This window comes from Lachnoanaerobaculum gingivalis (genome assembly GCF_003862475.1).
GTDB classification, from domain to species: Bacteria; Bacillota; Clostridia; order Lachnospirales; family Lachnospiraceae; genus Lachnoanaerobaculum; species Lachnoanaerobaculum gingivalis.
On record NZ_RRCO01000006.1, the window covers coordinates 61,605 to 83,823 of the forward strand.

Sequence of the window (22,219 nt, forward strand, 5' to 3'; positions counted from 1 at the left end):
CTCTCAATATATTATTTAATTTATAATATTTATTCTGTAACATCCTTTATCAAATCCTTAATTACTTCTCCGGCTATTATCAGTCCTACCACAGAAGGGACAAAAGCAACGGAACCCGGAATCGATCTTCTGTCCGTACATTTTCTCTCAGTTCCCGGAGGACATACACAATGAGAACTGCAGCTTATACTTTCATCTTCAAAAGGTACTATCGCCTCTTCTTTTGAATACACCACCTTAAGCTTCTTTATATTTCTTTTCTTAAGCTCACGCCTCATAACCTTTGCAAGCGGGCACACACTTGTCTTATATATATCGCTCACAATAAAGCCTGTAGGGTCGAGCTTATTTCCGGCACCCATACTGCTTATTATCTTTACATTACTTTCATTTGCCTGCATTACAAGATTTATTTTTGCAGTCACTGTATCCACGGCGTCTATTACATAGTCATACTGTGAAAAGTCAAAGTCTTCGGCATTTTCAGGCAGGTAAAAGCACTGATGTGTAGTTACTTTGCATTTAGGGTTTATACTTAGTATCCTCTCTTTTGCAACATCAACTTTGTATTTTCCTATACTTTTTACATCCGCAATTATCTGCCTGTTTATATTTGTAAGACACACCTTGTCGTCATCTATCAAATCGATAGCTCCTACGCCCGATCTGGCAAGTGCCTCGACACTGTAGCCTCCTACACCGCCTACTCCAAATATCGCCACTCTTGAATTTTTTAATTTTTCCATAGCTTTTTTACCAAGTAAAAGCTGAGTTCTTGCAAACTGATCCATATATTATTAGATAAATCTATCCTCTCGTTATTTTTTACTATCAAGCAAGTTTATATTTTAAAGCGGTAAATGTCAATAAATAATGAATATAAAAAAGCCGACATCTCTGTCGGCTTGTATTTTTTGGGAGGAGAGCCGAATGTATCGGCTCGAGTATTATGAAAAAAATCTTTTATTTTTATAGACTCGCTATCTCTCGTCTATGTTTTGTATTATAGAAAACAAAAGTGGCTAAAGTTTGTTTTTTATGTAAAAGGTTTTTGAATTAGATATGAACAATATATGAACTCTTCCCACAAGCCTGTACTCTTATAAAAAAAGCCGCCGTATATTCCGACTTTTGAAATATACGACAGCTCTTATTTATTTCTTAGAGAAAATTATTTCCATACAGGTAAATAAGCACCCTTATATACATCTTCAATAACTTTCTTCACATCATCACTTTGGTATGCCTTTACAATCTTTTTGTAATTCTCATTGTCCTTGTCTTCACTTCTTGCAACAATAACATTTACATACGGATTGTCTGTTCCTTCCTGTACCTTCTCAAGGAAGATAGAATCGTTCTCAGGATTTAAACCGTTGTCTACAGCATGTCCGCCGTTGATTACTGCGGCAGCTACATCAGGTAAAAGGCTTGGTGTATTTGCAGCCTCTACTTCTGTGAACTTGATATTCTTAGGATTCTCAGTAATATCGCTAAGTGTAGGTGTATATCCCGCATCAGGATTTACTTTGATAACTCCTGCGCTCTCAAGTACCTTTAAAGCTCTACCTCCGTTTGTAGCATCACTTGGGATTGCAATTGTATCGCCGTCCTTTAACTCTGAAAGATCTGCAATCTTCTTTGAATATACTCCAAGAGGTGCAACGATTGTATCACCGATAGCCTCAATCTTATATCCGTTATCCTTTATATCATTTGCAAGATATGCCTTGTGCTGGAAAGCGTTTAAATCAATCTCTCCGTCATTTAAAGCTCTGTTCGGCAATGAATAGTCTGCAAACTTTACAAGCTCTACAGTGATACCTTCTTTTGCCATAGCATCTATTACCGGAGTCCACTGCTCATTGTTCTCACCTACAACACCGATTTTGATTGTTGTATCGCCCTCAGCCTTTTTGCTCTCTCCTGCTTTAGTGCTTTCTTTTGCCGCACTGCTTGCATCCGCTTTTGTGCTCTCCGCACTTGTATCCGCCTTCTGACTTGAACCACATGCAGTAAGTCCCAAAGTTAAAATAGCGCCTACTGCCAATAATTTACTTAATTTTCTCATAATAATAAACCTCCTTATGATTATATATATTTTATCAGTGATCCGAATATAATCAAACCACTGTATAAAATCCTGTTAATGTGTGTTTTTCTTTATTGCTCTGTTTCCAACGCCCTGTATCAAGCTTACCATTACAAGTATAATGATTACCGTTACATATGTTACATCAGTCTGATTTCTTTGATGTCCGTATCTTATGGCAAAATCTCCCAGACCGCCACCGCCTATAGCTCCGGCCATCGCTGTAAGCCCCAAAAGTGATATAAATGTAATCTGTACACCTCTGATAATACCGGTCATACTTTCTCTTAAATACACTCTGAAAATAATCTCTATAGGTGATGAACCCATGCTCTGTGCAGCCTCTATAAGACCGTTGTCCACTTCATGCAATGCACTTTCAATCTGTCTTGTAAAGAAAGGTACCGTACCGAATACCAGCGGAAGTATAGCTCCCTTTGTTCCTATTGCAGTTCCTACCACCATTCTTGTAAAAGGTATAAGAGCCGCAAGAAGTATTACAAAAGGTATGGATCTGAATACATTGATAAGCTTATCTAAAATGTTATAGATAAACGTATTCTTAAGTATCCCCTTCGGCGCAGTCACAACTATCATAACTCCGAATATAAGACCGAATAAAAGTGAAATTGCACCTGATAATACCATCATATTCAAAGTTTGTAAAGTAGCTTCGATAAGTTCATTCGGTTTAGCCGATATGTTTGGTAAGAGAATGTGTAAAAATTCTTTCATCCTTTATCACCTCCACTCCTACTTCCTTATCATGCAAATGCTTAATAGCCGCATCTATATCGGACTTTTCTCCACTGACTATCGCCACGGTTCCGCCTATAGGTGCTCCTTTTACTATTTCCACATCCGCATATATTATATTAAGATTTATATTAAACTTTCTGGAAACTTCTGAAATCAGAGCCTCCGAAGTATTGGCTTTCTTATAACTGAGTCTAAGTATAACTTCTCCCGGACTTAACTTAACCACATCCGAACCTGATGCTATAAGCCCCTCTATCTTTTGAAGATTTGAAGTAGTCTTTATAAAGTCCTTTGTAATCTGATGTTTAGGGTTTGCAAATATTGAGAATACATCTCCTTCTTCCACCACATTACCGTTTTCCATTACCGCCACTCTGTCACAGATCTGCTTTACAACAGCCATCTCATGTGTAATGACCACTATAGTGATTCCAAGCTTTTTATTAAGACTTTGCAAAAGTTCCAAAATGGAAGCCGTGGTCTGAGGGTCCAGTGCCGAAGTGGCCTCATCACATAAAAGCACCTTCGGATCGTTTGCAAGAGCCCTGGCTATCGCCACTCTTTGCTTTTGACCTCCTGAGAGCTGGCTCGGATATGAATTTTCTTTATCCGTTATATCTACAAGTGCCAAGAGTTCTCTGACCTTAGCCTTTTTTTGAGCTTTTGTAAGTCCGCTTCCAAAAAGTGAATATTCTACATTATCAGCCACCGTCCTTGAAGGCATCAAATTAAAGTGCTGGAAAATCATTCCGATTTTTTTTCTTGCTTTTCTTAAATCTCTAGCTGAAAGGGCTGTAAGATCCTTGTCATCTACAAATACTTTACCCGAGTTCGGTCTTTCCAAAAGATTTATACATCTTACAAGTGTGGATTTTCCTGCACCGGAAAATCCTATGATTCCGAATATCTCTCCCTTTTCTATAACTAAAGATACATCTTTTACCGCATGAACAGTATCGCTTCCTGCACTGAAAGTCTTTGTAACATTTTTCAGTTCAATCATCGTATCTTTATTTCCTCTTTCCTATCATATTAGTAGGAATTATAAAGCACCTGCAAAGATTTTGCAAGTGCTTTATAAATAAATTTATTTATCTTTTCCTATTCTCCATACTCCGGGGCTGAATAAAAGAAGCATCGGATATAACTCAAGCCTTCCCGCCAACATATCAAATGTAAGCACCAGCTTTGAAAAATATGAATACAAATTGAAGTTTGCCACAGGTCCCACCTTTGCAAGTCCCGGACCTATATTATTGAATGTAGCCGCTATGGCTGTAAAATTGGTTTCAAAGTCAAAATTATTGAGTGAGAGTAAAAACATTGATATTACATATATCATAATATATGTCAGCATAAATACTCTTATATTATTCAGTACCGGCTTTTCCAGCACCTTACCGTCCATCTTTATAGTTTTTACACCTCTTGGATGAATATAGTAACCTATCTCCTGAAATACCGATTTTAACATAACTATAATTCTTGAAACCTTAATTCCACCACCCGTACTTCCTGCACAGGCACCGCACATCATAAGGAAAATTATTACATTTCTTGAAAGCTGCGGCCACGAATCAAAATCTGTAGTTGAATATCCGGTAGTGGTAATAATCGATCCAACCTGGAATGCCGCATGGTTTAGTGCTATCAAAATATTTTCAAAATATCCTCTGATATTTATTGTGATTATAATGATTGCTACTAAGATTATTCCGAAATACCATCTGACTTCTTCTATCTTAAAGGCATCTTTTTTATGTTTTCCAAGCAGTAAGAAGTAGGCATTAAAGTTAACACCGAAAAGTATCATAAAGACGGTTACCACAACCTGTATCGCATAGGAATAACTTCCAAGGCTGTCCGCCTTTATACCGAAGCCGCCTGTACCTGCCGTACCGAAAGTAATACAGAGGGCATCAAATATAGGCATCTTTACAACCAGTAAAATAACAAACTCTATAACCGTCATTACCAGATATATAAGATAAAGAATCTTTGCGGTATCTCTAAGTCTAGGAACAAGTTTTCCGACTACAGGTCCCGGGCTTTCCGCCTTCATAAGATGCATATTGTAGCCGCCTGCCATAGGAAGTATGGCAAGAAGAAGTACAATAACACCCATACCGCCTACCCAGTGTGTAAAGCTTCTCCAGATAAGTGATGTATGGCTTAAGCTCTCCACATCTTCAAGTATACTTGCTCCCGTAGTGGTAAATCCTGATACCGTTTCAAATAAAGCATCTACCATATTAGGAATCTCACCGGTAAGTACAAAGGGAATTGCTCCCACCACACTGAGTACTATCCATGAGAGTGCAACCATTACAAAACCTTCTCTTGCAAAGAAAACATTTTCAAATTTTTTCTTACTTGAAATAAGGTATCCTATAATTGCAGACACCGCACCCACAACCAAGTACGCCATGCCCTCGTGCTCACCATATATAAGTGATGTTACCGCCGGTATCAAAAAACATGCCGATTCCAGCATCATCACCTTTCCCACTATATATAATATAATTGAATAGTTCATTACTTTAATATATCCTCTAAATTTTGCATACCTGTAATTCTTGTTATTATAATAACGGAATCATTTCTTTGTAATGTTGACTTACCGTTAGGTATCATCACTTTTCCGTCTCTGATAATACCGGCAACAAGTACACCGTCCTTTATAGGCAATGCCTCCAAGGTGGCACCTGTCATTCCTGAATCTTCTCTTATATAGAACTCCAGAGCTTCTACCTTGCCATGTATGATCTTATAAAGTGCCTCCACATTATTGCTTCCTACACTGTTTTGCAATCCTCTTACATATCTTACAATATATTCCGCCGTGATATGCTTAGGATAGATCATACTTCCAAGATCGAACTTCTCTATAATATCATCAAATGCAATACGATTTATCTTTGTAACTATTTTGGCATTTGAAACACTCTTTGCATAAAGTGAAAGGAATGCATTCTCCTCATCAATTCCGGTAAGCGAAACAAAGGATGAACATTTCTCTATTCCCTCTTCCAAGAGCACATCCTTATCCGCAGCATCACCGTGGATAATGACCGCATTTGGCAGCATTGCGGAAAGTTCCTCACATCTTTCATAGGATTTTTCTATTATCTTTACTTTTATTCCAAGAGGTAAGAGCTGCTTTGCCAGGTAGTAGGCGATTGTTCCTCCACCGACTATCATTGTATCTCTTACACCGCTACTGCTGCATCCGACTTTCTTAAAGAAGTCCTTTGCATTTTCTGTAGAAGCTACTATGCTTACAATATCTCCGCTTTGTAACACAAAGCTACCGTTTGGTATAATGACCTCTTCGCCTCTTTCCACTGCGCATATAAGCACATCCGACTTTATATTTCTTCCGACATCTATAAGGCTCTTTCCGACAAGTATATTGCCCTCGGAAATCTTATATTCCAAAAGCTCCACTCTTCCTCTTCCGAAAGTATCTATTTCTATAGCTGAAGGGAATCTTAAAAGTCTTGCCATTTCTGTAGAAGCCGCATACTCCGGATTGATGGTCATAGCAAGTCCAAGTTCTTTTTTCATAAATCCTATGTCCTGACTGTACTCCGGATTTCTTACTCTGGCTATGGTATGCTCCGCTCCGGCCTTTTTTCCTACCATGCAGCATAGAAGGTTTAACTCATCCGATTCGGTAACTGCAATCAAAAGATCGGAATCTTCTATTCCGGCTTCCTCCAGTACACTATGTGTTGCTCCGTTTCCTGTAACACCCATTATATCCAGTCTGGCCGCCAAAGCCTTTACAACCGCTTCATCTGTATCAACTATTGTTATATCATGTCCTTCCGCACTAAGTTGCTCTGCAATAGTCGAACCGACCTTGCCGCAGCCTACGATTATTATCTGCATTTCCTTCTCCATTATTGAAATACTTATATTATGTCACTCTGTGACATCTGCCTATTGTAGCACAATAAACTTATATTTGCCATATCCAAGAAATTCACTTCTTTACTCTGCATATCTATTTTGCTATACTGTAAAAAAATAGATTTGTATGGAGGTTTATGTGAAAGTACAAAATATCAAAGATGTTGATGCTTTTTTCAAAGTAATCGATGAATGCAAAGGAACAGTTGAGCTTGTTTCCCCTGAAGGTGACAGAATCAACCTTAAGAGTAAGCTTACACAGTATCTTTCAATGGCAAACATCTTTTCAAACGGCTATATCAAGGAACTTGATCTTGTAGCACATGATAAAGAAGACGTTGAAAGAATAATAAAGTTCATGTATCAGGGTGAATAAAATATATTTACCTAAATTGGGGCGTGTAAAAAATGAATCAACATTTTTTACACGCCCCCGTTTTACATCATGTAACAGCAACCCATACTTATACTATCTACAAATTCCATCTTCATCTACATAGTATCCATCCGGTGTAACAGTATCAAATAATACTCCATAAACAGTATCTAAATAATACCAGTTGCCGTCTGAATTTACCCATCCTGTTATCATACTGCACCCTGAGTCAAAATAATACCAATTACCACCTATCTCTTCCCATCCACTTGATGCATATCCCAAGTTATTAAAATGATACCAATCTCCACCTATATTCATCTATGTATTATATGTATAATTCCCATTTGTATTTCCTGTGTTTTTTGAGATTGTTGTTCTGTATCCCAAGACGCCTTTGATTTTATTCTCCACTTTTGATCTTTACCTGAATCATAATTTCTTTGTACAACATTCTCGTCAGATGTCACTGACAATGCTTTTCCCGAGTATTTACAAATCAGCCTATACCATCCGTCTCCATCACTAATAATATACCAATTAGCTGTACCATCATTTACATACTCCCACGCCCATACATTCCTATTATTCTCTCTTGCTACCGCTCCATCACCACTGACATTTACGCCTTTACCTGTATGCATTGAGGTGAGTTTAAAAGAATTATCAGAAAGTTTCTCTATTCTCCACATTTGACGATATAATCCTGAAATATCGGTGATATTCACATTAGCTCCATTTCCTGTATAATCATCTATCGTCAATACTCCTCCTGCAGCATTTTCAAAGAAATATTCTCCGTTTGAAATCTCAGATGCACTGCTTAAGGAAACTCCTATTGATGAAAAACTTGGTTTTATCAAAGCAGTATATCTTCACAATGCTGCACTTCTCTTTTCACCGGGTGAACCACTGTAAGCACCACTATAATCTATATAATACTTATCTGAATCGACAGCATATACAATACCTATATGACCATAGGAACTGACTCCGAACTGTCCACCTCCAAATACCACAATGTCTCACGGCTCCGGTGTAGCCTGTCCCGGTGAATATCTAGCCCAATCATCCGGTAATTGATTTGAAACATAGTCTCTTGCATTCCCCCTTAGACTATAATAATTCCAAAGTTCATTGCTGTAACCTTTAATCAAATCAACACATTGCGCACCATATGCTCCATCATAATCAATAGCAGTGCCTACTTTAGACTTTACCCATTCAACAGCCGCCTCTCTTGTAGGCTGTACAGTAGTAGTTGCTGCAAACGACGGTATACTTATAAATGCCGAAACTGACAATCCAAGCAAAACAGATGTTGAGAATTTCATTAAAATCTCCTTGAGTATTTAATAATTTATATAATATCCAGATATATTATTATACTTTTTTTCTGATTAATGTACCCACACAAAAGTGTTGTTTTATTAACTTAAATAAAAGGAACCGGTAAAATTACTTACCGGCATAAAGTGCTCTAACTCTAGATTCTCTGTATTCAGTCTTTTTCTCCTCTGCTATCTGCTTTTCAACTTTATTTTTTACAATAACTATACCCATAAACAAGACAAAGCTACACATGAGTATTGTTATTGTCTTTCCCGCTCCTACTTTATTTTTTATCAATATGAGTTTCAGGCTCTTCTATCGAAAGTTCCTGCAGGTGATGTATTATCCCTTACATAAGAATAGCTTAATGGTGGAGCAACATTTTTTATCTCCTTACTTCCATTACCTAATACCTCAGAATTTACCGCATGTTCAAAACACTTCATATATTTCCTCATTTTATCTTGCTCTTCTCGCTGCAATCCGTGCAGCTTCCATTTCCCTTTGCATAGTTTGTCTGGCGATTCGTCTAATAGTAGCTGCACAATTTCTAATCTGCTTTACAGTTTTTAGTACCTCTGCTTCGATTATGGCATTTTTTTTAGAAAATACATTTGCCTCATCACCTCTCCACTGCGTTCTGACATCCGTTGATAAATTTTTTATTTCTCCGGCTCCCCTTCTTGACAACTTATTTGCCAATTCATCCAAGCGATTAGCCTTTCTCATTGCCTCTCTGTATTGAAAATTAATTTGTTGCATACGATATGAGTCTGAACTATAAGCCATACAATCTCCTTTCTTTTCACAAATCACATACTTATTACTCTAATAATGAACTTGGCAGATCTGAAGCAATTTCTTGATTTACTCTTTCCATTTCCTCATATACTTCAGCAATATCAAATAGCCTTGTTGGAATATCCTCGAGCCGATTCAACACCTCAGATGATTTATTTGAAAGAGTCATATAGGTTTTGATAGCAGTATCATATCCCTCACCTTGCCAATATCCGCCCATTCTTCTTATAATGGCTCTTTGTTTATCCAGAACTTGCTTCATTTTTCTAATATCGGTGACCGTCTTTTCTGCCTCCTGTCGCAGTACTTCCGTACTTACCTGTAACTCACTCATTTTTTGCCTCCTTTATACACGAAAGTCATCTACTAACCGGCGCAATTCATTCTTAGCAGTTGCATAGTCCTTTTGGGATTGTGCAAACTTTTCTTGAAGTAGCTCCAACTCTACTATCATTTGTTCATACATCTGCGTTTCCTGAGCAAAGTAATTCATAAACTGAATTGCAGCCTCTCCTTTCCACTTGCTCTTCAAGCTTTCCACGCTTGAGCTTGTTTGTCCAAAAGTCTTTTTCAAAGCAGCAATTGATTCCTTTAACTCATCCAAATCATTCTTTAACACCTGTACATCAACACCTACATACTGACCCATAATACCTCCTTATCTTTATACCAGACTTAGATTCCATCCAGAGTCAATTCCCTGCTGAGCCAAAGTATAATCCGGATTCAAAATATCTTTTCTAAAATTGTCTACCAGTATCATATCTTTTATATCTCCTGTAAAGGCGGTTTTTTCTTTTTGTTCCACCATATGTACAATCTCCTCAATAACTTCTTTTACCTTTGCATCTTCATTCAACTCAAAATCATAGAATTTATCCAATATAAAAACATTCACATCCACTATAATCATTGTTTTTCCCCTCCTTTTTTCCTGGTTCTTGCCATAGGCACATATACTTCCTGAGCACTATCTTCCTCATAAGTACTCACATATGCATAACCCGGTTTTAGGGCTTGATTCTGTTGCTGATAACTTAGCTTATCAAAATTCAGAATTCTTTGAGAGATACAATTTCCTCCTAAATGTATTCCATCAATCTTCTTGGTAATAAACTCCATAAATTTATATCCCAAAACTTGAGAAGTTTGATCACTATTTAATGTCATAATGAAGTAGATTTTGTGTAGTCTACCCTTATCTGCGAAATTTTCAAATAAAGAACGAATATTAGTATATTGTCCTGTCGCAGATTGAAGCTTCTCCAAAAGTTCCTGTATTCCATCAATAAGAATAAATATTGGAGTTTCATCTTGCATATGTGCAAAAATTTCTTCGGGTGTATAATCTTCACTTTCAAGAGCTTTCTTTTGCTTATTTCTCTCTCTCAATACCGGAATAAGTTCTTCACACATCTTATACATTCCGTCTAAGTCGTCAATTATTCGTGTATTTTCATACTCAGGCAAATGTAGCGCATTTCCTGTAATATCAATATAATAAACATTTCCCTTTTTTTCTGCCGCTATTCGATAAATCATTTGTAATGCATTGGTTTTACCTGTCATAGACTTACCTGAGATAAGATATCCAAGACTTCTAATCAATGAAATATTATATGGCATAGCATCCCTTAGATTATAAGCAAACGGAAGTACAGTCGGATCTTCAATAGCCTTTCGTACCTGAGTATCCTCTACAAAAATGTCAAATGTAGCATTTTCCGGAATAGTAGGAATTGGGGCCGGACGAATTCCATTCCATGTTTCATCTTTTTCTCTTCCCTCCGCAATAATTTTTTGAGCTCTGTCATAATCTGAAAGTGCTTCATCTACCAGTGCAACTTGGAACTCCAAAGCAAAATCATCCATTCGCATCAGTCCACGTCCCTTTACTCCTTGTTCAGGCAATGTCTCAATACGCATAAGACTCAATGCCTCTGTATAATCGAATTTATCCTTCTGTTCCAATGGATAGGCCTGTGTAAAGTTTTTTGCCAGCTTAGACGCAATATCCGCAGAATACAAAGAGGTAGTTGATAAAATCATATATATTCCATATGCCACCCCTTCTCTGCTCAACTTTACCAAAAACTCCTCAGTATCATCGCTCACCTGGTTTCTAAAATTACTGTATTGATCAATGTAAAATAATATAACCGGCAACTTATTGTTAACCATTTTATTATAGTCAAAGAAACTCTGTCCTCTAATTAATTTTTTTCTATCTTCCAGAATTCTTTCTAAAAGATGCAACAGCCTTTCCAATTTCTCATCTTCATTCTCAAATACAATTCCGCCACAGTGAGGAAATCTTTCAAAACATGCAGTTATCTGGCTGCTGAAGTCTACTCCATATACTTGAAGCTGTGATGGACTGTGTTTTGTTAACAATCCATATAATAAAGTCTGTAAAAAGGTACTCTTACCACTACCCGGAATACCCAAAACTAAAGTATTTCCCATAGACTCTAAATCATACTCCAACACAAACTGCTCTTGGTTGCTTGGATGGTCCACTAAACCTAATGCTACCGGTACAACTCTGTGTTCCGTCACACCTTCTTCCTGATTCTGCTTTAGTCCTCTCCACTCAATTCTTTCTTTTAACGGATCCATCCACAAAGGCTTCGGCAATCTGTATCTATTTTCCACAAAGACATCATGAAGGTGCGAGATGACGGCATCCAACTGTGAGTTTTGTTTCTGTGCCGGAAGCTCTTCTCCGGTTTTCTCCAATTTTTCCATATATTTGCAAAGAACTTCCTCTTTAGATTCTTGTGAATGTTCTGCTAAAAAATTGAAAAGAGCATATAATTTATTTTCATTCCTCTCATTTTTTTCAAAAGGCATTCCTTCTTTTTGTAAAATCTCCTGCAAATCCTCCACAATTTCTTTTTGTGAATGAAGAGAATAGTCCTCACGCTCTCTCCGGTATGCAAACATCAAATCAATAATTTTCAACGCCCATACACGCTTCTTTTCCTGCGCCATTCTTCTTTGATTCGCATTACCTACCAAAGAAACTCTACCATTCAAATTTAGCATACTTGCAATTTGTTTACTTTGTTCCTCTTCATGATAAACAGCACCACTATATCCTGATTGAAACAGCTCATAAACCTCGTCCTGTCCTACCTGCAAATAGCATCTACCCGGATGTATTAGATATGCTGCATCCGGCTTCTTCAACATATCTTTAGAGTCCTGTACATCTTGCACTCGCAAACACAGCCTGAATTTGGAGTTACTCCAAATATTCTCATCTACTGTACCGGCCGGCTTTTGAGTAGACAAGATAAGATGTACGCCCAATGAACGTCCTACTTGGGCAACACTTATAAGTTGCTTCATAAAATCAGGTTCTTCTCGCTTTAGTTCAGCAAACTCGTCCACTATTATCAATAGATGAGGCATGGGTTCTGATATGCCGCCTTCTTTATACAATCTTGTATAACTGTTTATATTATTAACTCCGGCCTCATTTAACATTCTTTGACGTCTTCTGTTTTCACTTTTTATTGATACCAAGGCACGTTGTACCTGACTTCCTGATAAGTTGGAAATCGCTCCAACCATATGTGGCAGACCATCAAACAAATTTGCCATACCACCACCTTTGTAGTCAATAATAAAATAAGCAACATCATCAGGACTGAAGTTAATAGCCAATGACAGCAAATATGTTTGAAGTGTTTCACTTTTTCCTGATCCTGTAGTACCTGCTACAAGTCCATGTGGTCCATGATACTTTTCATGAATATCCAAAAAGCAAGGCTTTCCTCCATCCTTTACTCCCACTAATGCTCCCATTGATTCATATGGTCGATTTTTAATCCATCGATTTTTTACGCCCAATTCTTTCAAAGAATGTACGCCATACATTTCCACAAACTCAATTCCTGAAGGTAATCCTGAACTGACACTGTTTTCTTTTACACGATAATGAGCAATTCTTCTTGTGATTCTTTCCAAATGTCTGGCTGCAATGTAGTCCGGCAATAACTTGATTCTATCCTCAAAATCAGCTAAAAGTGAATAAAATCCACAAAACTCCTCATCATTTTGAATCACAAAGTCTACAGTATTAGGCAAGTCTGTCACAGTTTCTGCTACAATAACTGTATGTAAACCAACATTCTTCTCATTTTCAATAAAGCCTTTTATTATTTCTCCTTCGAGATACTCTTGCTCTGTTATGAATAAAACATAATGTGGCAAGAACTTTTGTACCTTATCATTATCATCAGTATTAAAACGATCTCTTAGTACCTGAGCCAGTTCAAAGAATACCTCTCTTGCCTCTTCTCTGTCACCCGCAATATATCTCGTACGTTTATCCGGTGACCAGCAGTGTGGTAGCCATTTCAAAACCTCTAAAGATGTTGCTTCCTCTTCATTACATCCATTAAAAACAGCTGCAATTCTCATATCAGTATAGCAGTTATTATAAGCAATTTGAGCTGCTAAAAGCCTTAGAATATCCATAGCCGCAGATTTCTTTTCACTGACTACACCAATAATACTGTAATCCATCAAATTAACCCCTATCGGAACCTCTTTCAGTTCTTCAAAGGATTTTTTTATTGCTTCACCTCTACCTTGCCAAGGATCCTTTTCCACTCTAAACCCCTGCTTGGTTACATTAATCTCTGCCAAAGAAGGCATTGAACCGATCCCTAATCTATAATACATAAAATCTTCGTGGGCAGGATTTCTGGTCCAAAGTGTATCCTCAGTGAAATTTTCCAAATAGAAATGGGCAGGATTATAAATTCTTTCCAATGCCACTCTACGCTGTTTATAATCCTCCTCAATCTCAAGCCCCTTTTCCTGTAAGTACTCTGTGTACGATGTAATTCTTCGTTTTTCTTTGCATATACGATCATGTTTAGCCTTATTATAATTCGCAACTCCCCAAAATACTCCAATTCCGGCAGACGCTACAGCCATTATCATACCACTGGCCCCCATACCTGCATTAGGGCTGTTAGCCATCATAGTTCCAAACATCATAGGTATAACCATAGTCATAGATGGTCCTATTTGCCACAAAACGGAAGCAGTATCTTCCGGCTCTTTTTCAGGAGGATTATCAATATCGAATATCTTTTTCTTCATAGGAAAAAGTCGCCTTGGAGAACGATGGAAAAGCTTTTCATCCTTTGTATATAGCTTTCTCGCCTTTGCTTGGAAATTTTTTTCATTAAGTATTTTCATACCGTTAAGTCTCACTGTATAGGTCTTACTTCTTATATCAACAGCAAGGTAATTTCCAAGAAACATCATGCGAATTCCTATAATTACAATAATATCTCCACGATGAAGTTTCTTTTCATCTGTAAGTTTCTTATCATTTACAAAAGTACCGTTTGTGCTTGCATCTTTGATGTACCAACTACCATCTTGAAATCGTAAAAGGGCATGATGAGATGACACCATATTTTTATAATCAAGAACAATATCACAGCCTCTGTCTCTTCCTATACTGACCATTCTTCGATCTGAAAGCACCACCTTTGCCAAATCTCTAAAAGCCTCTGTAGACTCTTGGAACATAACAGCGATTTCTGCTCCGCCTTTTACAATATTAATAACATCTCCTGAAAATAGGGATTTATCACCTCTCTCTCCACTAATAATATATCCACCTGATACTTCTAATAAATACCATATATCATGAACAACTTCAAAACGCAAATTCAAACCTTTAAGTTCGGGATGCTTTACATTTTCCATTGACAGAAGGTAATCCTCATTATTGATAGCAGGAAGTGTTACTTCGTAAAATCCGCTATTAGCAAAAAAAGTTAATGATTTAATCATAAACTACCCCCTTGCCCAAGCTTGTACCGGGTTACGAGCACATGCTCCAATTCCCTCTCCCTGTGCTCTGGCACCTTCACAGAAATTAGCACCTTCTGCTCTTGGTTTCTTAAATTCACCAACTATTGCATCAGAAGCTCTCTTGTATGCCCTCTCTGCCAATTCATAGAATTTCTCTTTACTAACATTTTGATTCAAGAACTCTCTGGCTCTTCTCATATTACCTTTTCCTACAACTTCTCCCAAAATCTTTCCTGCAGGACTATTAAAAGCGCTTTTTATTCTTGACCTTGCACCATTTACCAGCTTATTTCCCACAGCATCATAAAGTCCACCAACAATCCTTTTTCCGGCCTTACCTAATGCATCTCCAACCATATCTCCGGTCAATCGCATTGCATTTTCAGCTGAGAAGAATGGGCGTCCCTCTCTTGCACAATCAAGTGCGTTGCCTCCTATTTTAGTGGCAAATTTAATACCATTTTTCAAAGCACTCGCCATGCCACCGCATATTGGGTCCAAACATCCTGTAGCAAATTCTCCTGCTGTATTCCAAAGCATCTTGTCCCAGCGATAATTTTTAGCATAATTTCCCATTTCTCCCAAAATATTTAACGGCTTACCTTGAATTGCATTCATTGCAACATTTGAAACAATTGATTTTCCTGCTACTATTGCTTCCTTTGCCAAATATGCTCCTGCCTTCGCTACACCACTAAGCAGACAAGTGAGGAAAGCACAAAATCCGTCCGGATCCTGTTTATTTTGTGGGTCATTTTGGCTATAAATATACCTGTTAAAACTTCTCGGATTTCTAGGATCCCCTATAATAGCATCTCTGGATTGAAATCTGCCATTTTGTGGATCATAAACTCTTGTATAACTTATCTGTCTTTTCAGAAAATCATCCTGTAACAGCGCCCCAAATCCATATACTGTAGAGAAAATTGCAAACTCTCCACCTGTACTATGCTTCTCACACACACCAAATGGTGAATAATCTAACATCTCATAACTATTTTCTCTCTCAAGACGAAGTACAAGGCTTTGATTGGCATCAAAAACATCCCAAATCAATCTACCTTCCATATCCTCTGCCAAAGGGCTTCCATCAAAGTACTGATTATGAGTTATGTTTTCACTATTTTTTCTTTTACAAAGAACCTGTCCATTGTCTACTAAATAATTCGGGTAATAGATTTCCTTTTCCTTTTTTAAATCTTTATATGCAAAATCAGCCTCTAAACGATTTCCCATGGCATCATATCTATAGTTTACTGTTCCACTCTCATTAGACACCTGTAAAAGTTGTCCTAATCCATTATATTGATACTGTGCCAAAACCTTACCATCAAGATATTCATATATCATATCTCCTCTGGTATTGTATTCATAAGTATATATATGTTCTGAAATCTTTTTTTCAAGCAATTGATTCTCTACATTATAAGAATAGCTTGCCTCTTCTCCTTGCTCTTTAGAGTATATTCGGTTGCCTGCAGCATCATAAATATATTCCCCCCAAGTCTCTCCATCTTTTAATGTCTTAACCAAAAATCCTCTTTTATCATATTCATAACCATAAGATATAGGATTTATGCCTCTTTTTAAGATTTTTTTCTCTGTAATAAGATTATAATACTCATCATAAGCATATCTAATTTCCAGTACAGTTCCTTCTTCATCCTGTACTTTTAATGTTTCCAATTTCCCATTTTCATGATATGTAAAACTATGACTTAATCTTTCTGATTGTTTTTTTACTAATCTATGTCTTTCATCATAGCGATAATGTACAGTATCTCCGGGAAGATGTGTTTGAATCAGGTTTCCAAAGCTATCATAACTGTATTCTACTCTACTACCGTCAGGATACAACATTGCAGTACAAAGATTAGCTTGATTCCACTCATAACCGGCAATACTTCCATCCGGATAGTGTACTCCTACTACTCTACCGGCTAAATCATAGTCAAAGCTAACTTGTCCATTGGAGTTGGTTGCTTCAGTGATTCTGTCCTGTTCATATCTAAAAGTACTTTCTTCATTATGGCTACCCTTTTCAAAAATTCCCGTAACTCTTAAAAGTGCATCATATGTAATTTCTTTACTATCACCAATAGCATCATAGCTTTTCTTTAGAATACCTCCGGAAGTCATTTCCTGAGTACTTATATTTCCCAAGCTGTCTTTTAGAGAAACTGTTCTTTTTTTATAATCAATATTTGCGATATAACAAGCAGAGCTCTCGTCCTGAGCCCACTCTGCATCACCTCGATTCAATTCTTCTACGCTATATTCTCTTGATAACAAATGGTATACTCCAAGCATTATTCCCATTCCATTATATGAAAAGAATATTGCTTTTCCATGCTCATCTTTAACCCATTTTATTCTTCGTGCCTCATCATATCCATAGCTTATGCTATCCTGTAACTCACCGGAACCTATAGAAACCAAACCGTCATACTGATCAAATTTCTTTTCTACCTCTTTTCCAAGATAATTTGTAAGAGTCACTACCCTTCCTCCACTATCATGTGCAAGACCTATCGTTTCTCCAACTATTTCAATCTTGTTCATCTCTCCTGTACCATACCAGATACGGTAAAATGCTTCTCCGAGAGTTTTACCTCCGGTATGTCTATTATATGCATCATAACCATTTTGCAAAAGATATCCAAAATCAGCCATAGAAATCAGAGTAATATTTGAAAAATTATCATATGACAATTCTATCTGTGCCTGGAATGTATTTACCTGAATCAATCTATCTGCTGAATCATATTCATAAATACCATATCTTCCTGCATCATCTGAAATGGAAGAAAGTCTGCCATCCTCGTCATATTGGTAAGTAACATGAAAATCATCTACTGACATCTCCTCTAAAAAATGATTTTCATTATATCCTATATCTACAACCAAACCATTGCTATTTATTATCTTCGTAGGCTGATTCCAAATATTCCATGTATAAGACTCTTCGTAACCAAATCCGTCTTCTACCTTTATTACCCTATTGTTTTCATCATAGGTACAACCTTCCAACAAAAATTCTCCTTGATAGTGTTTTAGCAAATTGCCTTGAATATCGTATTCCATATGGTGTACGTCTTCACCCGGTAAATCGAGCTCTGTAAGATTTCCGTATTCATCATATGTACAAGTTATTTTTTGCTCTCCCTCTTCATATGAAAGCATGAAACCTGTAAGAGAATATTTACATGCTACACTTCTTTCAAGGTCATCACAAATATAGCCAATCAAATCATCAAAAGCATAATGTATTATAACTTCTCTTCCATTTCCTATTTTTACATTTGTAATTCTTCCGATTCCATCATAGCTGTATTCCTCTGAAAACTCTTCAGGTGCATCTACATTTACAATAAATCCTCTTTCATCATATAATAATCTGCAGCTTTCTCCCTGTGCCTCATATCCTATCAGCCTGTTTTCCTCATCGTAGAAAAACTTATGTACTTCTTCACCCGGGTAATCCATCGCAATCACATTATCTAAAAGGTCATAATGAATTTTTAAATAACTTCTACCATTAAAAGTATACTCATCCAGTTTGTGATTATCATTATAAAAAAACTCATGTGAAAATCCTGACTTAACAACAGAAATCAATTGCCCAAATGCATTATAATCATATATCACAACATCCGTTTCATTTGTAACCTTCTTTATTATACGATCATGAGCATCATATTCTGCTTCATATTTCGTAATAGGATTTTCCATATGAAGAAGATTTCCTCTTTCATCATGAATATATTCGGTAGTAAATCCTGTTTCGTCAATATTTGTTGTTTTATTTCCTTCATATTTAAATGAGAAAAAGCGTCCTTCTCCCATGGACTGATGTATGACTCTACCCATCTCGTCATATGTATTATCAAATAATGGTTTATCATCAGGTCCTGTGATTTTTGTCAGATATCCCCTGTCATTGTAAAACAGACAAAATCTTCTGCAATTATATTGATCAATAAATGGAGCGTCCTTCTCAAGATGAATAGTCATACCTGACAGCAGATCATTATAATACTCCAGTTTTATGTATCGACCTATATTATCAGTAATTTGAACAATATGGTCTTCTTCATAAGTAAACTCGTATGAATAGCCATGTTGTGCATTAACTTTTATTAAATAATCTCCATCATAAATCAATCGCTTTACTTCTTTACCCTGAATATACTCAGCTACAAGGCGACCCTTTTTATCATATTCCTTCGCCTGTAAAAGCTCCTGATCATAATACCAAAATCCTTCTCCCTTTCTCACCAGCTTTTTTACTGAAGGATGTTGCGGATAAAATACTTGATCTTCTCCCTCTCCGAAAAAAGTGCTGCTTCCATCACCTTCAAATATTCCCCAGATTCCATTATCCGCAGGATGAATTCTACTCATGAAATTATGTCTAAACCCTTTACCCATCCCCTCATCTCTTGTATATACAGTGTCATAATACATTGTAAACGCAAGAATTTCTCCTGTATAAGTCTGCAAAGGTGTTATTTGCCACAGAAAGCTTCCGGAAAACATACTTACCGGATCACCTCCATATCCACCGCCGGCACGCATACCCCCACCTGCAAGTCCTGCCGCTGCAGCTGCCTTAAGGCCTCTTTCATACTTACCTTGAAGAGCCTTTTGAAAGCTTGTCATAGAATTGTTTTGTATTACACGACTCTCTGCACTACGCATAATCTGAGCTGCCTGTTGTAATGTACTTCCCATCATTGCAACTTTTTGTGACTGCACACTACACTGGTTTGATAAATTACTCAAGGCCGCTCTTATACTATCTCCACTGCGGCCAAGCTCCAATCCGTAAGCAATACTTCTTAGTTCCTGACTACATCCCGCAATACTGCTTCTAATCCCTCCTGTTCTACCGGAAAGACTTTGTATGGATGCAAAATTCATAAAAATATCGTTCATTAACTTCCCTCATTTTCTTAAAGATAAGTTTTATCTCTTTTCCCATTTACCACTCGTTACATAGTACCCAACACTTCCATCAGAATTGTAAACTATTCCATTATATAGATCACCACTTTGGAATTCTCCATCATATATAGTGCCATCTCTTAAATGTTTTTTCCCTTTAACTAATCTCAACCCTTCAAATTCTCCTTCTTCATAGCTGTCCTCTGAGTATTTTCTTATCCCGCTTATACAGCCTATACCATTAACTTCTACTTTTCCTGTAAATGTCCAATCACTCCACAATTCTCCCTTTGGTCTGGCAATATCCTGATAAGAATAAGTTCCATCCGCCTCATCATGTATAAACCATCCATTTTCCCAAGTATCATTAAAGGTATATTTTATATCAGTAATATCATCTTCTGCATTTTCTATATGTGCTAGAAGCCTACGCTCCACAGTTGACTCTTTTTTTAAGTTCCCGTTTTCCCATTCTCCAATTAGCATATGGCTTCCATGCGCTTTGCTTCCGCCTTCATTATTCTCATTTTCATAGTAAAAAACACCATATCCATCAGGTATTCCTCTTTTCAGTTCTCCTATATAAAATCCATCTCTATCTTTTATCATATTGCTTTTATAAGACCATATACCAAGTGTATAATCAATGTAAACCGAGGAATCTAAACTATCTTTATCAATTTCAAATAAATCCGATGTTGCCGCAATTTCTTTTGCCTTTGCAACTCTTACAGTATTTTCCTTTAATTCCTCTTGTGATTTTAAGAAATTTGAAAAAAATATTCCACCAACTACAAGAATTAAACAGAAAATGATTGATACAAATATCAATGGTAATCTGCTTTTCTTTTTTGACGGTAACTGATTTGCTTCTTCTAATATTTGCTGTAAATCCGGCTGTTTGTTATCTACTTCCTCTGCTTGACTTACATACTTTTCTTTACCTCGTGCCTGGCTCTCACCTCCATAATAATTTAAGCTTCGAGTATAATCTTCAGAACTATTTACTTCATCATAATGATTACTTTCTGTAAATACTTCCTCTCTGCTCCCCGTAAAAGATGATTGTCTTTCAAGCTTATTACCGGTTTTAGGAGTATTTCTCACATATCCTTCTTTTGGATTTTTATCCATATATTCTGCACTCTGCACATCGCATACATCTGAACTCTTTTTTTGTCCAAGTTCAAGCACAACATCAAGTTTATCTTTATGTTTTTCCCTATAAGCTTGCAATTCACTTTTTGCCTCTCCGGCACTTTGAAAACGTTCTTTGGGATCAAAAGCACACATTTTTTTTGATTATGGCAAATAACTCTTCATCTCCAAAGGGAGGCGTTGGAAAATCTTCTCCAGTAATTCTCTTTCTATAGGCCTCCTCTGATAATGTAGCGGTTACTTTTCCTTCGCCAAAAAAAGGTCTCTTATTCTTATTTATTAATTGATATAAAACAAGTCCTAAAGCATAAATATCAACATTATAAGAATAATCTTTTCCTTGGCATACCTCAGGTGCAGCATAATTATCCGTTCCTCTATGTGAAAGATTTCTGCTCTCTAAAGTCAAATCTTTTGCTATTCCAAAATCACCAAGCTTATACACACCCTTGGAATTAACAAAAATATTCGCAGGCTTTATATCCCTATGAATAATTCTATGAGATTCACAAGTCTCCAATGCTGATAAAATATCTTCACCCAGAGAGACAACCTCGCCTAGTTTAATACCACCTCTTGATATTCTGGATTCCAAACTCTCCAAAAGCTCCATGCGGATCAAAATATTCCAACCTATACTTCCCTCCGGCTTCTCCAAAATATCAAAGTCCTGAATATGAAGACAGTGTTCATTTTCTCCCAGCTTTTCCATAAGTGCTACTTCTTCTTTTAGCTTTTCCACTTCGGGATAAAAGTATTCTTTTAATTCCTTATCAGAGAGATGAAAACTATGCCTAACCTGTTCTATTTGATTGTCATCTGTGGGAATATGTACAACCTTGATAGCCGACTCTTTCCCCACTCCGAACTTTTCCTTTACTGCTCTAAATACAGTACCATATGAGCCTTTGCCCAATATCTCCTTCGCCTGCCAGTCCGGCCAGACACTTTGTATAATATCCCTATATTCCATGTTTCACCTGTATTTATCA

Annotated in this window: 21 protein-coding genes; 1 reads left to right on the forward strand and 20 read right to left on the reverse strand. The window is 36.9% G+C overall.

What is annotated here, in order from left to right; all coding sequences use genetic code 11:
- Window positions 1-29 precede the first annotated feature (29 nt).
- From EHV10_RS12125 to trkA, 6 genes are all read right to left on the reverse strand, one after another.
- A complete protein-coding gene (locus EHV10_RS12125) occupies window positions 30-791 on the reverse strand; it encodes a tRNA threonylcarbamoyladenosine dehydratase (RefSeq protein ID WP_128674870.1) in 762 nt (253 codons plus the stop codon).
- 380 nt (window positions 792-1,171) lie between these two features.
- Window positions 1,172-2,071 carry a MetQ/NlpA family ABC transporter substrate-binding protein gene (locus EHV10_RS12130; protein WP_128674871.1) on the reverse strand — a complete coding sequence of 300 codons (900 nt, stop codon included), beginning with the start codon at window positions 2,069-2,071 and terminating at the stop codon, window positions 1,172-1,174.
- A 75-nt stretch (window positions 2,072-2,146) separates the two neighbouring features.
- The gene (locus tag EHV10_RS12135; protein ID WP_128674872.1) at window positions 2,147-2,827 is read right to left on the reverse strand and encodes a methionine ABC transporter permease; all 681 of its coding nucleotides are present in this window, start codon (window positions 2,825-2,827) and stop codon (window positions 2,147-2,149) included.
- Window positions 2,784-3,854, reverse strand: a complete 1,071-nt coding sequence (locus tag EHV10_RS12140; protein WP_128674873.1) for a methionine ABC transporter ATP-binding protein — start codon at window positions 3,852-3,854, stop codon at window positions 2,784-2,786. The genes EHV10_RS12135 and EHV10_RS12140 overlap by 44 nt, the downstream gene beginning before the upstream one ends.
- An 84-nt stretch (window positions 3,855-3,938) precedes the next feature.
- Window positions 3,939-5,387, reverse strand: a complete 1,449-nt coding sequence (locus EHV10_RS12145) for a TrkH family potassium uptake protein (RefSeq protein WP_128674874.1) — start codon at window positions 5,385-5,387, stop codon at window positions 3,939-3,941.
- Window positions 5,387-6,745 (reverse strand): Trk system potassium transporter TrkA, encoded by a 1,359-nt coding sequence (gene trkA, locus EHV10_RS12150; protein WP_128674875.1) that lies wholly within the window; start codon window positions 6,743-6,745, stop codon window positions 5,387-5,389. Before trkA ends, EHV10_RS12145 begins: the two co-directional genes overlap by 1 nt.
- 160 nt (window positions 6,746-6,905) lie before the next feature.
- Here trkA and EHV10_RS12155 point away from each other — a divergent pair, with 160 nt between their 5' ends.
- Entirely contained in the window at window positions 6,906-7,142 is a 237-nt protein-coding gene (locus EHV10_RS12155; RefSeq protein WP_007595311.1) for a hypothetical protein, read from the forward strand.
- Window positions 7,143-7,235: 93 nt separating this feature from the next.
- Here the strand turns inward: EHV10_RS12155 and EHV10_RS12160 are convergent, their stop codons facing one another.
- The 14 genes from EHV10_RS12160 to EHV10_RS12210 form a co-directional block, all read right to left on the reverse strand.
- Window positions 7,236-7,463 carry a hypothetical protein gene (locus tag EHV10_RS12160; protein ID WP_128674876.1) on the reverse strand — a complete coding sequence of 76 codons (228 nt, stop codon included), beginning with the start codon at window positions 7,461-7,463 and terminating at the stop codon, window positions 7,236-7,238.
- On the reverse strand, window positions 7,460-8,005 hold the full coding sequence (locus tag EHV10_RS12165) for an RICIN domain-containing protein (RefSeq protein WP_128674877.1): 546 nt from the start codon (window positions 8,003-8,005) through the stop codon (window positions 7,460-7,462). The genes EHV10_RS12160 and EHV10_RS12165 overlap by 4 nt, the downstream gene beginning before the upstream one ends.
- A gap of 12 nt (window positions 8,006-8,017) precedes the next feature.
- A complete protein-coding gene (locus EHV10_RS14550; protein WP_158609918.1) occupies window positions 8,018-8,161 on the reverse strand; it encodes a hypothetical protein in 144 nt (47 codons plus the stop codon).
- A gap of 6 nt (window positions 8,162-8,167) precedes the next feature.
- A complete protein-coding gene (locus EHV10_RS12170) occupies window positions 8,168-8,476 on the reverse strand; it encodes a CHAP domain-containing protein (protein WP_128674878.1) in 309 nt (102 codons plus the stop codon).
- A 124-nt stretch (window positions 8,477-8,600) separates the two neighbouring features.
- Window positions 8,601-8,771: a hypothetical protein gene (locus tag EHV10_RS14555; RefSeq protein ID WP_158609919.1), complete on the reverse strand. Its 171-nt coding sequence runs from the start codon at window positions 8,769-8,771 to the stop codon at window positions 8,601-8,603.
- Between the two features lie 8 nt (window positions 8,772-8,779).
- Window positions 8,780-8,920 carry a hypothetical protein gene (locus EHV10_RS14560; RefSeq protein ID WP_158609920.1) on the reverse strand — a complete coding sequence of 47 codons (141 nt, stop codon included), beginning with the start codon at window positions 8,918-8,920 and terminating at the stop codon, window positions 8,780-8,782.
- A 13-nt stretch (window positions 8,921-8,933) separates the two neighbouring features.
- Entirely contained in the window at window positions 8,934-9,263 is a 330-nt protein-coding gene (locus EHV10_RS12175; RefSeq protein WP_128674879.1) for a hypothetical protein, read from the reverse strand.
- Between the two features lie 34 nt (window positions 9,264-9,297).
- Complete coding sequence (locus EHV10_RS12180) at window positions 9,298-9,609, reverse strand: WXG100 family type VII secretion target (protein ID WP_128674880.1); 312 nt, start codon at window positions 9,607-9,609, stop codon at window positions 9,298-9,300.
- A gap of 12 nt (window positions 9,610-9,621) precedes the next feature.
- Complete coding sequence (locus tag EHV10_RS12185; RefSeq protein ID WP_128674881.1) at window positions 9,622-9,924, reverse strand: WXG100 family type VII secretion target; 303 nt, start codon at window positions 9,922-9,924, stop codon at window positions 9,622-9,624.
- Window positions 9,925-9,939: 15 nt separating this feature from the next.
- Window positions 9,940-10,188: an EsaB/YukD family protein gene (locus tag EHV10_RS12190; protein ID WP_128674882.1), complete on the reverse strand. Its 249-nt coding sequence runs from the start codon at window positions 10,186-10,188 to the stop codon at window positions 9,940-9,942.
- Window positions 10,185-15,101 (reverse strand): FtsK/SpoIIIE domain-containing protein, encoded by a 4,917-nt coding sequence (locus tag EHV10_RS12195; protein WP_128674883.1) that lies wholly within the window; start codon window positions 15,099-15,101, stop codon window positions 10,185-10,187. The genes EHV10_RS12190 and EHV10_RS12195 overlap by 4 nt, the downstream gene beginning before the upstream one ends.
- 3 nt (window positions 15,102-15,104) lie before the next feature.
- Window positions 15,105-20,060: an RHS repeat-associated core domain-containing protein gene (locus EHV10_RS12200; RefSeq protein ID WP_128674884.1), complete on the reverse strand. Its 4,956-nt coding sequence runs from the start codon at window positions 20,058-20,060 to the stop codon at window positions 15,105-15,107.
- 30 nt (window positions 20,061-20,090) lie between these two features.
- Window positions 20,091-21,203, reverse strand: coding sequence for a hypothetical protein (locus tag EHV10_RS12205; protein WP_128674885.1), 1,113 nt, complete (start codon window positions 21,201-21,203; stop codon window positions 20,091-20,093).
- A 145-nt stretch (window positions 21,204-21,348) separates the two neighbouring features.
- On the reverse strand, window positions 21,349-22,200 hold the full coding sequence (locus EHV10_RS12210; protein ID WP_128674886.1) for a protein kinase domain-containing protein: 852 nt from the start codon (window positions 22,198-22,200) through the stop codon (window positions 21,349-21,351).
- Window positions 22,201-22,219: the final 19 nt, after the last annotated feature.

Excerpts from the sequence above, each read along its gene's own strand:
- EHV10_RS12135 (WP_128674872.1), bottom strand. The coding sequence starts at position 2,827 with ATGAAAGAATTTTTACACATTCTCTTACCAAACATATCGGCTAAACCG.
- EHV10_RS12140 (WP_128674873.1), bottom strand. The coding sequence starts at position 3,854 with ATGATTGAACTGAAAAATGTTACAAAGACTTTCAGTGCAGGAAGCGAT.
- EHV10_RS12205 (WP_128674885.1), bottom strand. The coding sequence starts at position 21,203 with ATGGATAAAAATCCAAAAGAAGGATATGTGAGAAATACTCCTAAAACC.
- EHV10_RS12190 (WP_128674882.1), bottom strand. The coding sequence starts at position 10,188 with ATGATTATAGTGGATGTGAATGTTTTTATATTGGATAAATTCTATGAT.
- trkA (WP_128674875.1), bottom strand. The coding sequence starts at position 6,745 with ATGCAGATAATAATCGTAGGCTGCGGCAAGGTCGGTTCGACTATTGCA.
- EHV10_RS12200 (WP_128674884.1), bottom strand. The coding sequence starts at position 20,060 with ATGAACGATATTTTTATGAATTTTGCATCCATACAAAGTCTTTCCGGT.
- EHV10_RS12185 (WP_128674881.1), bottom strand. The coding sequence starts at position 9,924 with ATGGGTCAGTATGTAGGTGTTGATGTACAGGTGTTAAAGAATGATTTG.
- EHV10_RS12125 (WP_128674870.1), bottom strand. The coding sequence starts at position 791 with ATGGATCAGTTTGCAAGAACTCAGCTTTTACTTGGTAAAAAAGCTATG.
- EHV10_RS12210 (WP_128674886.1), bottom strand. The coding sequence starts at position 22,200 with ATGGAATATAGGGATATTATACAAAGTGTCTGGCCGGACTGGCAGGCG.
- EHV10_RS12145 (WP_128674874.1), bottom strand. The coding sequence starts at position 5,387 with ATGAACTATTCAATTATATTATATATAGTGGGAAAGGTGATGATGCTG.
- EHV10_RS12130 (WP_128674871.1), bottom strand. The coding sequence starts at position 2,071 with ATGAGAAAATTAAGTAAATTATTGGCAGTAGGCGCTATTTTAACTTTG.
- EHV10_RS12195 (WP_128674883.1), bottom strand. The coding sequence starts at position 15,101 with ATGATTAAATCATTAACTTTTTTTGCTAATAGCGGATTTTACGAAGTA.
- EHV10_RS12175 (WP_128674879.1), bottom strand. The coding sequence starts at position 9,263 with ATGGCTTATAGTTCAGACTCATATCGTATGCAACAAATTAATTTTCAA.
- EHV10_RS12180 (WP_128674880.1), bottom strand. The coding sequence starts at position 9,609 with ATGAGTGAGTTACAGGTAAGTACGGAAGTACTGCGACAGGAGGCAGAA.
- EHV10_RS12160 (WP_128674876.1), bottom strand. The coding sequence starts at position 7,463 with ATGAATATAGGTGGAGATTGGTATCATTTTAATAACTTGGGATATGCA.
- EHV10_RS14560 (WP_158609920.1), bottom strand. The coding sequence starts at position 8,920 with ATGAAGTGTTTTGAACATGCGGTAAATTCTGAGGTATTAGGTAATGGA.
- EHV10_RS12170 (WP_128674878.1), bottom strand. The coding sequence starts at position 8,476 with ATGAAATTCTCAACATCTGTTTTGCTTGGATTGTCAGTTTCGGCATTT.